This is a genomic window from Petralouisia muris (assembly GCF_004793545.1).
GTDB classification, from domain to species: Bacteria; Bacillota; Clostridia; order Lachnospirales; family Lachnospiraceae; genus Petralouisia; species Petralouisia muris.
Genome location: NZ_SRYA01000015.1, coordinates 90,881 through 101,475 on the forward strand (window position 1 = coordinate 90,881; position 10,595 = coordinate 101,475).

9 protein-coding genes are annotated in these 10,595 nt (G+C 46.0%); all 9 read left to right on the plus strand.

Annotated features, from left to right (window positions below; translation table 11 throughout):
• The first annotated feature begins 17 nt into the window (after positions 1-17).
• The 9 genes from rbfA (at position 18) to E5329_RS09430 (ending at position 10,459) form a co-directional block, all read left to right on the plus strand.
• Positions 18-380, plus strand: coding sequence for a 30S ribosome-binding factor RbfA (gene rbfA / locus E5329_RS09390; protein ID WP_135989308.1), 363 nt, complete (start codon positions 18-20; stop codon positions 378-380).
• 1 nt (position 381) lies between these two features.
• The gene (locus E5329_RS09395) at positions 382-1,374 is read left to right on the plus strand and encodes a DHH family phosphoesterase (protein WP_135989309.1); all 993 of its coding nucleotides are present in this window, start codon (positions 382-384) and stop codon (positions 1,372-1,374) included.
• Between the two features lie 17 nt (positions 1,375-1,391).
• Complete coding sequence (gene truB, locus E5329_RS09400) at positions 1,392-2,387, plus strand: tRNA pseudouridine(55) synthase TruB (RefSeq protein ID WP_135989310.1); 996 nt, start codon at positions 1,392-1,394, stop codon at positions 2,385-2,387.
• A 9-nt stretch (positions 2,388-2,396) separates the two neighbouring features.
• Positions 2,397-3,425: a bifunctional riboflavin kinase/FAD synthetase gene (locus tag E5329_RS09405; RefSeq protein WP_135989311.1), complete on the plus strand. Its 1,029-nt coding sequence runs from the start codon at positions 2,397-2,399 to the stop codon at positions 3,423-3,425.
• Between the two features lie 12 nt (positions 3,426-3,437).
• The gene (locus tag E5329_RS09410; protein ID WP_135989312.1) at positions 3,438-5,075 is read left to right on the plus strand and encodes a Na/Pi cotransporter family protein; all 1,638 of its coding nucleotides are present in this window, start codon (positions 3,438-3,440) and stop codon (positions 5,073-5,075) included.
• 266 nt (positions 5,076-5,341) lie between these two features.
• The gene (locus tag E5329_RS09415) at positions 5,342-6,418 is read left to right on the plus strand and encodes a C40 family peptidase (RefSeq protein WP_135989313.1); all 1,077 of its coding nucleotides are present in this window, start codon (positions 5,342-5,344) and stop codon (positions 6,416-6,418) included.
• 184 nt (positions 6,419-6,602) lie between these two features.
• Positions 6,603-6,851: a FeoA family protein gene (locus tag E5329_RS09420; protein ID WP_135989314.1), complete on the plus strand. Its 249-nt coding sequence runs from the start codon at positions 6,603-6,605 to the stop codon at positions 6,849-6,851.
• A complete protein-coding gene (gene feoB, locus E5329_RS09425; RefSeq protein ID WP_135989315.1) occupies positions 6,838-8,823 on the plus strand; it encodes a ferrous iron transport protein B in 1,986 nt (661 codons plus the stop codon). The genes E5329_RS09420 and feoB overlap by 14 nt, the downstream gene beginning before the upstream one ends.
• Before the next feature lie 187 nt (positions 8,824-9,010).
• Complete coding sequence (locus E5329_RS09430; RefSeq protein WP_135989316.1) at positions 9,011-10,459, plus strand: 4Fe-4S dicluster domain-containing protein; 1,449 nt, start codon at positions 9,011-9,013, stop codon at positions 10,457-10,459.
• Positions 10,460-10,595 lie beyond the last annotated feature (136 nt).

Below are 10,595 nucleotides of genomic sequence, written 5' to 3' on the forward strand. Positions count from 1 at the left end.
AGACAGAAAGGCAGAATATGAGGAAAAACAGCATTAAGAATACAAGAGTCAATGAAGAGGTGTTAAGGGAACTGAGCAATATTATCCGCGGTGAAATAAAAGACCCGCGGATTAATCCCATGACTTCTGTGGTAGCCGTGGAGGTAGCGCCGGATTTAAAGAGCTGTAAGGCTTATATCAGCGTATTTGGGGATGCAAATTCCCAGGAATCAACCCTGGCAGGTTTAAAAAGCGCGGAAGGATATATCCGCAGCAAACTTGCCAGAAATATCAATCTCAGAAATACGCCGGAGATTCGTTTTGTATTGGATCAGTCCATTGAATACGGCGTCAATATGTCAAAACTGATTGATGATGTAAACAGACAGGGAGAATATTGATATGAAAGATTTAGCATCTGAGCTGGCACAGGTAAAAACAGTTGCCATTGCCGGGCATGTAAGGCCGGACGGCGACTGTGCAGGGTCCTGTCTGGCAACCTACAATTACATTGCCACCTGGTTTCCGGAGATTCAGGCAGATGTGTACCTGGAGCCAATCCCGAATATTTTTAAATTTTTAAAGAATGCAGATAAGATTCAAAACAGCTGCAAAAGCGACCAAGTATACGATCTCTGCATTGTTCAGGACTGCGGAGACGCCGGTCGTCTGGGAGATGCGGTAAAATATTTTCACACAGCAAAAAAGACAATCTGCATTGACCATCATGTAAGCAATTCCAGCTTTGCAGATGTTAATTATATTTATCCCCAGGCAAGCTCCACCTCAGAACTGATTTTTGAACTGTTGGAGGAAGAAAAAATTACAAAAGAAATTGCGGAATGCATCTATGTGGGAATGGTTCATGATACCGGGGTGTTCCAGTATTCCTGCACTTCTGCAAAAACGATGAACGCAGCAGGGGTTTTGATGGAAAAAGGAATCAATTTCAGCAAAATTGTGGATGATACCTTCTATACCAAAACCTTTGCCCAGAATAAGATACTGGGCCAGGCATTATTAAACAGTGAACGTTTTCTGGAGGATAAAGTGATTGCGTCGGCTGTCACCAGGGAAGAAATGGAGAGGTATCAGGCGCTTCCCAAGCATCTGGATGGAATTGTCAGCCAGCTTCGGGTCACAAAGGATGTGGAGCTTGCTATTTTCCTTTATGAGAATGAAGATCATTCCTGGAAAATCAGCATGCGATCCAATGGAAAGGTTAATGTAGCAGAGCTGGCCATGAAATATCAAGGTGGCGGTCATGAAAGAGCAGCCGGAGCCACAATGGAAGGCAGTTCAAAAGAAATTATTTCGGCCTTATGCAGGGATGCTCAAAAGCAGATTTTTGGAGAATGTGAAAATGGAGGAACATCCCGGGAGGCAGAACATTAGCTGCAGGAGTTTATGGAATGATTAATGGAATCATCAATGTGTACAAAGAAAAGGGATATACCTCCCATGATGTTGTGGCAAAGCTGAGAGGTATCTTAAAACAGAAAAAAATCGGCCATACAGGAACGCTTGATCCGGAGGCGGAAGGGGTGCTTCCAGTCTGTCTTGGAAAGGCAACCAGAGTGTGCGATATGCTGACAGAAAAAGACAAGGTATATGAGGCGGTGCTGCTGCTGGGAAAAATCACAGATACCCAGGATGTTACGGGAACTGTTTTGAGAGAATGCCAGGCGTCCTGCTCTGGCGAGGAGGCGGCAGAGGCCATAGCGTCTTTTGAAGGAGAGTATGAGCAGATTCCGCCTATGTATTCCGCCTTGAAAGTCAATGGAAAGAAGCTTTGTGATTTGGCAAGGGCAGGGATCGAAGTGGAGAGAAAGCCCAGGACTGTGACAATTTTTTCTATTCGTATCCTAGAGTTGTCTCTGCCTCGGGTGCGTATGGAGGTTCATTGTTCCAAAGGCACTTACATTCGGACTCTGTGCCATGATATCGGAGAAACTTTAGGCTGCGGCGGCTGTATGGAATCACTGATCCGCACCAGGGCGGCAGGATTTGAATTAAAGGATGCCAGAAAGCTGGAAGAAATTGAAGCCTTGGTGCATTCCATAAGAGCCGATAACTTCGGACGGGAATTGGTGCCGGAAGAAATAGAAGGGCAGGTTCATTCCGGAAAATCCGGCGGTTCTCAGCGGGAACTGACCGCAGAAGATTTACCTGGTCTGGTGAAAAATACAGACTTTGTATTCCGGCAGTATCCCGGGGTATCTGTGAAAACAGAGTTTCACAAACTGCTTTCCAATGGGAATCCCCTGAAGCTGGATTGGATGACAGCATGGAAGCAGGAATACAGAGAAACCCTTCTGCGGGTGTATGATGAACATGGAGTGTTTCATGGAATCTATCAGTGGGATGGAGCGCGAAAGGATCTCAGACCTGTGAAAATTTTAAGGTAGGACAGAAAAATGGAATACATAAAGCAGAGTATCACCTTTGAAATTCAGGAACCAACGGTGCTGTCTTTGGGAAAATTTGACGGGCTGCACCGGGGGCATGAACTGCTGATGGAATACATGGCAGAGAAAAAAAGAGAAAGAAAAGATTTAAAAGCGGTTATTTTTACTTTTGATATACCGCCCAGGGAGCAGCTTCAGAACCTTTCAGCCCAAGTGCTAACCACTAATCAGGAGAAAATGAAGCTGTTTGAAAGCATCGGCATTGATTATTTAATCGAGTGTCCCTTTACCAGAGAAGTTATGTGTATGGAACCGGAGACTTTCATTGAGAAAATAGCGGTTCAGCTCAATGTGAAGTATATGGTGGTGGGAACAGATTTCAGATTCGGCCACAAACGCCGGGGAGATTACCGTCTGCTGCAGGAATACGCAGAAGCTTACGGATATGAGGTAAAAGTGGTGGACAAAATGCAGGAATACGGCAGAGACATCAGCAGTACCTTCGTGCGGGAGGAGATTGCCGCAGGAAATATGGAAAAGGCAAATGAGCTGCTGGGTTATCAGTTTTTCGTGGAGGGAACGGTTCTCCATGGGGAAAAAATGGGAAAGGCTGTTCTGGGAATTCCAACCATCAATCTGCTGCCGCCCAAGGACAAGCTGCTGCCGCCCTTCGGCGTTTATGTGACAGTGACAGAATGCCGGGGAAAGAAATATCCAGGCATTACCAATGTGGGCTGTAAGCCTACCATTGAGGGGAAGCATCCCACAGGCGTGGAAACCCACCTGTTTGACGTCACAGAGGAAATGTACGGAGAAGAGGTAAAAGTAAGCTTCCTGACACAGGTTAGGAGAGAACGGAAATTTCCGGATTTGGAAGCTTTGGTTGCACAGATGAAACAGGATATCCAGTTTGGAAAGGACTATTTTCATGCCAGAGAACAGGATTTTCAGCAGCTCAAGCAGGATACGCAGCCTGGAAAGAACTATATAATACCAGAGAAAAGGATGCCGCAAAGTAATATTTGCTCGCAGGAATAAAGGGAGAACAACATGGAATTGATATTAACATTGCTTGGAGGCCTTGGACTGTTTTTGTTCGGAATGAATTTTATGAGCCAGGGTTTACAGAAAGCAGCGGGAGCAAGACTCAGGACAATTTTAGAGGCGATGACGAAAAATAAAATTATTGCCGTTTTGTTCGGTGCGCTGTTTACCGCAATCATTCAGTCATCGGGAGCCACTACTGTTATGGTAGTCAGTTTTGTAAATACCGGTATTATGACGCTGGCTCAGTCAGTTGGAATTATTTTCGGCGCCAATATTGGTACAACCATTACATCCCAGCTTGTAGCTTTTAATCTGACCGGAATTGCCCCGTTTATTCTTTTTGTGGGAGCCGTATTCATGATGTTCGGAAAACGGCCCATGGTAAAGAAAGTGGGGGAAGTAATTCTGGGATTCGGCGCATTGTTTATGGGAATCAGCATGATGAAGGATTCCATGTCAGGGCTTAGGGAATACCAGAATGTATTGAATGTTCTGGGGAGCCTTGATAATCCGTTTTTTGGAATTCTCCTTGGAACCCTCATTACGGTAATTGTCCAGAGTTCTTCCGTTACCGTAAGTATTCTTCTGCTGATGGCAAGCCAGGGGCTTGTAGATCTTTCCGTTTGTTTTTATGTGGTTCTCGGCTGTAATATCGGCTCCTGTACCCCGGCAGTTCTGGCAAGCCTGGACGCCAAGAAGGACGCCAAACGTGCGGCGCTTATCCATGTGATGTTTAACGTATTCGGCATGGTAATTATAGGGATACTTCTGGCCTTCGGCATGTCCTATTTTGAGCGTTTTATTTTACATATTTCAGGTGCGGACGTGGGACGCTGCGTAGCCAATGCAGATTCCCTGTTCAAGATTTTCCAGACCATTATGTTCCTGCCATTATCGGCGCAGTTTGTTGCGCTGACGAAGAAACTGATACCCGGGGAGGACGTACAGAGCGAAGGATACCAACTCCTCTATATCGGGAAACAGAATATATTCTCCCCTTCTACCGCCGTGGTGGAAACCACTCAGGAAATAGAGCGGATGGCAACTCTGGCAAGCGGAAATCTGCAGCTCTCCATGGAAGCGTTTTTTGACGGTGATGAGAAGAAGATTTCCAGGGTCTATGAAACAGAGAAACAAATTGATTTCCTGAGCCATAAGCTGACGGATTACCTGGTTAAAATTAATCAGCTGCAGCTGCCGGTGGTGGATGCAAACAGGATTGGCGTCCTGTTCCATGTGGTAAGCGATATAGAGCGAATTGGGGATCATGCAGAAAATTTTGCAGATTTTGCAGTGAAATGCCGAGAGGAAAATCTGGATTTTACCAAGAAAGGCGCAAAAGAAATCCAGGAAATGCATCACAAGACCATGGTGATTCTGGAAAAAGCCATGGAAATGTTTGTGACGCTGGATGAAAAGAACCTGCCGGATATTCTGGCTTTGGAAAACGACATTGATCATATGGAGCGGGAACTTCATCAGAACCATGTAAAGCGGATGGCAAAAGGAAAATGTTCCCCCATGTCTGGAATTATTTTTACAGATATGGTAACCGGGCTGGAGCGTGTGGCAGATCATGCCACCAATATTGCATTTTCTATTCTGGATAAAGATCCGGAAGAGGGAAATGTTCTGGGGTAGAAGGATACCATATCTTGTGGAACACTGCCATTTTTGGTAGGTTTTGAGAGTGAAAAACACTATATTTTGTGTATAACTGACACTTTTAGAAGCAAAAATACGAAGAAATACTGTGAAGTTTGTACAAATATTACATAAATATTACGGTCTTCTTGACAATGCAATTTCCGGTTGATATAATCTACACAGAATAGTAAAACATGTAACTATTTTAGTAAAAATGAATATAAGAAAACGGAAGATACAGACTTGTCTGGGAGGTAAAAATGAAGAGGAAGGAATTCAGAAGAGTAATTGCAGCATGTATAGCAGGAGCAGTTGTTTTTGGGATGATTCAAATGCCGGTGAAGGCAGCCGGAAATGTGGAAGCGGGCGTTACGGCCATGCTGAGGCAGAGTCTTACGGATGAGACAGAGGAAGCAACAGCGGAAGCGGGAATTACAGCCATGCTGGGTCAGAGCCTTACGGCAGAGGAAAACACAGAACCTGAGACGCCGGCTACTGTATGCGGTTACACAAATCTGGGAATCGCCCAGGTGGAAAATCATCTGAATATTCGGGAAGGCGCCGGAGAAGAATATGATCTGGTTGGCAAACTGCCGGTAGACGCAGGATGTGAGATCTTATCCCAGGAAGGAGAATGGTATCAGATACAGTCCGGTAAGGTGACAGGATATGTAAAGGGTGAATTTTTGCTCACTGGACAAGAAGCGGCGGCCAGGGCAGATGAAGTGAAGTCTATTGTTGCAACTTCGGTCACCCAGACCTTGAATGCAAGGGTAGAGCCGAATACAGACTGTTCTATCTGGACTATGATTGCAGAAGGAGAAGAACTGCAGATGTTAGAGGACCAGGGAGAATGGCTGAAGGTAGATGTGGACGGCGACGAGTGCTATGTGGCCAGAGAGTTTGTGGAGCTATCCGAGCAGCTTCCTAAGGCAATGACTATGACAGAGATCCGCTACGGCGAAGGCATCTCTAATGTCCGTGTGGATATGGTTCAGTATGCATGCCAGTTTGTAGGAAACAGATATGTCTGGGGCGGCACAAGTCTTACCAACGGCGTAGACTGTTCTGGGTTTACCATGCGGATTTATGAGAAATACGGCATTTATCTGCCTCATTCCTCCAGTGCGCAGTCCGGTTACGGAACAAGAATCAACCCCAATGAGGCCAAGCCGGGAGACCTGTTCTTCTATGGAAACGGCGGCGGAATCAATCATGTGGCAATGTATATCGGCAATGGACAAGTTGTGCATGCAAGTTCATCCAGAACCGGAATTAAGATTTCCAATGCATTCTACCGTTCCCCCATTTGTGTGACAAGACTGATTAACGATTAATGGAATTGACCGCAATTGCAGTCAGATGCAAGAGAACTGATTTGTAATAAATAAGAGAGATTAAAATCCCCTGTGAACGCTTTTTATTCACAGGGGATTTATCTTGTGTCATTTTACGGTTGATAACCATTATCATTTGTGGTACTATCTGTAGTGATAGAAGAACAGAATCGAGGTTTAGCATATGACAATACTGGATGGCGCCATCAATCATGCGTATACGGTGACGGACATTTCCATGGAAGAGAATATTATGCGCCGACTGGAATCTCTGGGCATTAACAGCGGCGCCAGACTGCTGATGATGAACCGGAAACGGAACGGCACAGTCATTATCAAGGTGCGGGGAACCCGCTGGGCAATCGGAAGAGATATTGCCGTGGGAATTCTGGTTTGCCCTGTGGAGGAGGAAATGTCAGATGGACATAATTAGAGTTGGATTTGTGGGAAATCCCAATTGCGGGAAGACCACGTTGTTTAATGCATATACCGGAGCCAATCTGAAGGTGGCAAATTGGCCCGGGGTGACTGTGGAAAAGGTGGAAGGGGAGACCAGTTATAAGGGGCAGAAGCTGAAATTGATTGATTTGCCGGGGATTTACAGCCTGACTTCTTATTCCATCGAAGAGAAGGTTTCCAGACGGTGCATTATGGAAAATGAAGTGGATGTGATTATAAATGTGGCAGACGCTTCTGCACTGGAGCGGAACCTGTATCTGACCCTGCAGTTACTGGAGCTGGGAAAGCCAGTAATCCTGGCTCTGAACATGATGGATATTGTAGAAGAGAGGGGCATGGAAATTGACCTTCACCGTCTGCCGGAACTTTTGGGTGATATCCCGGTGGTGCCTGTTTCCGCAAGGAAGAGAAGCGGGCTGGATGTGCTGCTGCATGCAGTGGTGCATCACTATGAGGAAAAACACCGGCCAGAGATCATCACCTATCAGAAGGAAATCGAAGAAAAAATCCGTCTGCTGGAGCAGGAACTGGAACAACAATATCACATTTCGGAAAATTCCCGCTGGTATGCCTTGAAACTGCTGGAACAGGATCAGGAAATTACAGAGCTGTATCCGCTGGATTTGCCAAAGGCATTAGATCGGAGTTATGAAAAAGACATTATCAATCAGAAGTATGATTACATAGAAGAAGCCTTGGAAGATACCCTATTTTATAAATCAGAGAAAGCCGCATTTACCGATCGGGTGGATGAAATACTAACCCACCCGATTTGGGGCATGCCGATTTTCTTTGGGATTATGGCAGTGGTTTTCTTTCTGACATTTTTCGTGGGAGATGGGTTAAAAGGCGGCTTTGAGGTGGTTTTGGAAACTATTTCCAGCGGAGTTTTGCATATGCTTGAGCGTATGCATGTGGCGGAATGGATGATTTCTCTGGTGGTGGACGGAATCCTGGCAGGCGTAGGGGGAATCCTGACGTTTCTTCCCAACATTTTTATTCTGTTTCTGGCGCTTGCTGTTTTAGAGGACAGCGGTTATATGGCAAGGGTGGCCTATGTGATGGATGGACTGATGGGACATCTGGGCTTGTCCGGCAAGGCGTTTCTGCCTATGGTTCTTGGATTTGGCTGTACGGTACCTGCCATTATGGCAGCAAGGACATTGGAAAAAGAATCCGACCGAAGGCGCACCATACTGATTACGCCGTTTATGTCCTGTTCCGCAAGGCTTCCCATTTATGTGCTGTTTGCAGATATGTTTTTTGAAAAATACGCCATGTTTGCAGCGCTTTCTATGTATTTTATCGGAATGGCGGTGGCAATTATCGCGGCGCTTTTGATTCATCGTGTGGAAACCCACCGGTCCCATCATACGCTGCTGATTGAACTGCCGGAATATAAAACTCCCAATGCCAGAACCATTGCTATTTATGTCTGGGAAAAAGTGAAGGGCTATCTGACCAAGGCGGGAACTACGATTTTTATTGCCTCCATAATTATCTGGTTTCTATTGAACTTCGGCGTTCATGGAATGGTAACGGAGGTTTCCGAAAGTTTTGGGGCGGTTTTGGGGCAGTGGATGGAACCTATCCTTGCTCCGGCAGGACTGGGCATGTGGCAGATTGGCGTGGCTCTGATTTCCGGTATTTCTGCGAAAGAAGTAGTAGTCAGCAGCTTCTGCGTGCTGTTTGGCGTCAGCAATGTGAATTCCGCAGCCGGGATGACAGCATTGACCGGGCAGTTGGCGGAAGTTGGCTTCGGGCCTTTGAACGCCTATTGCATGATGCTGTTCTGCCTGCTTTACGTACCCTGTGCAGCAACCATCGGAACCATTAAGAAAGAAACAGGTTCGATGAAATTCACATTGAAGATGCTGGCGTTTCAGATGGTTCTTGCATGGCTTGTCTCGGTTCTTGTGTATCAGGCCGGAAGTATGTTTCTATAGATTGGGGATCGGATCGTTTTATGCAGGAGGGCTTCAAAGTTCAGCCTTCCTGCTTTTTTTCATAAATCACGGATAACCACGGAAGAGTAACTGGAAAGTATTTTCTGAAAAACAAGGGAAAATACTCTTGCAGAGCAGACGCTTGGATGTTAAACTATTAACAAACTAAAAAGAGAGGTAAAATACGATGAATGCTGATGGAAATGTAATTAGAATCAAACATGATGTACTTTACGAAGTGGCAAAACTGGCATTTGCCGGAGAACTGGACGCCAAAAGAGATCACATTGCACTGGAATTAATTCCGGGACCTACGCCGAAGTTCCGCTGCTGTATCTACAAAGAGCGTGAGATTATCCGCCAGAGAGTCCGTCTGGCAGAGGGCAAGGCTCCAGGGCCTGTAGATGACGGGAATATTATTCAGGTTATCAGCTCTGCCTGCGAAGACTGTCCGATTTCCAGCTACACAGTCACAGAGAACTGCCAGAACTGTATTGGAAAGGCATGTATCAATGCCTGCAAATTCGGCGCCATTGAAATGGGCAGAGATCGTTCCCATATTGACGCCTCCAAATGCAAAGAGTGCGGAAAATGTGCACAGGCCTGTCCTTACAATGCCATTGCCCACTTAAAACGTCCCTGCAAATTCAGCTGTCCGGTAGACGCGATTACATACGATGAGCATGGAATTTCCATCATCGACAAGCAGAAATGCATCCGCTGCGGGAAGTGCATTCACAGCTGTCCCTTCGGCGCCATCGGCTCTAAGACCTTTATTGTAGATGTGGTGGAAGCGCTGAAATCCGGAAAAAAAGTATATGCAATGGCGGCGCCGGCAACGGAAGGCCAGTTTGGCGCAGACATCACGACTGCAAGCTGGAAAAAGGCCATGAAAGAACTGGGATTTGAGGATTTCTATGATGTGGGATTGGGCGGAGATATGACAGCCGCTTACGAAGCCGAGGAGTGGGCGGAAGCATATGGAGAAGGAAAGAAGAAAGTAACCTCCTGCTGTCCGGCGTTTGTAAATATGGTGCGTCTCCATTATCCTCAATTGGCTGACTGCGTATCTACCACAGTTTCCCCTATGTGTGCAGTTTCCCGGCTGATTAAGGCACAGGACCCGGAGGCAGTTACAGTATTTATCGGACCCTGCCTTGCTAAGAAATCCGAAGTGGTGGATCAGAAGATTCCGGGAAATGCAGATTATGTACTGACCTACAGTGAAATCCGTGCGATTATGAAAGCAAAGAACGTTACGTTACAGCCCTGTGAAAATGATGACCAGATTTCTTCTGTTTACGGCAAACGGTTTGCGAATTCCGGCGGAGTTACCGGAGCTGTACTTCAGAGCCTGAAGGAATCCGGCCATGAGATAGATGCAAAAGTCTATAAAGCAAACGGCGCGGCTGAGTGTAAGAAAGCGCTGCTTCTATTAAGAGCCGCAAAACTGCCGGAAGATTTTGTGGAAGGCATGATTTGCGACGGCGGCTGCGTTGGCGGGCCAAGTGCGTTCAATGATCAGATTTCTTCTAAGAAGAATAGAGATACTTTAATTTCACAGGCAGACGGCCGTGGAATTCATGAGAATTTAAATCATTATGATATGGACAGTTTTTCCATGCATCGGGAATAACAGTATTCGTTCCTTTGCTGGATAAGAACAGAAAACAGAAGGCGCAGAGCCTGTGGTTTCATCCACAGGCTCTGTTTTTTTCTTTATAGGAAATTGCGATTTTTGAGGAGAGAAAAAGAACAAGAGTTTACCGAAC

Excerpts from the sequence above, each read along its gene's own strand:
- rbfA (WP_135989308.1), top strand. The coding sequence starts at position 18 with ATGAGGAAAAACAGCATTAAGAATACAAGAGTCAATGAAGAGGTGTTA.
- E5329_RS09395 (WP_135989309.1), top strand. The coding sequence starts at position 382 with ATGAAAGATTTAGCATCTGAGCTGGCACAGGTAAAAACAGTTGCCATT.
- truB (WP_135989310.1), top strand. The coding sequence starts at position 1,392 with ATGATTAATGGAATCATCAATGTGTACAAAGAAAAGGGATATACCTCC.
- E5329_RS09405 (WP_135989311.1), top strand. The coding sequence starts at position 2,397 with ATGGAATACATAAAGCAGAGTATCACCTTTGAAATTCAGGAACCAACG.
- E5329_RS09410 (WP_135989312.1), top strand. The coding sequence starts at position 3,438 with ATGGAATTGATATTAACATTGCTTGGAGGCCTTGGACTGTTTTTGTTC.
- E5329_RS09415 (WP_135989313.1), top strand. The coding sequence starts at position 5,342 with ATGAAGAGGAAGGAATTCAGAAGAGTAATTGCAGCATGTATAGCAGGA.
- E5329_RS09420 (WP_135989314.1), top strand. The coding sequence starts at position 6,603 with ATGACAATACTGGATGGCGCCATCAATCATGCGTATACGGTGACGGAC.
- feoB (WP_135989315.1), top strand. The coding sequence starts at position 6,838 with ATGGACATAATTAGAGTTGGATTTGTGGGAAATCCCAATTGCGGGAAG.
- E5329_RS09430 (WP_135989316.1), top strand. The coding sequence starts at position 9,011 with ATGAATGCTGATGGAAATGTAATTAGAATCAAACATGATGTACTTTAC.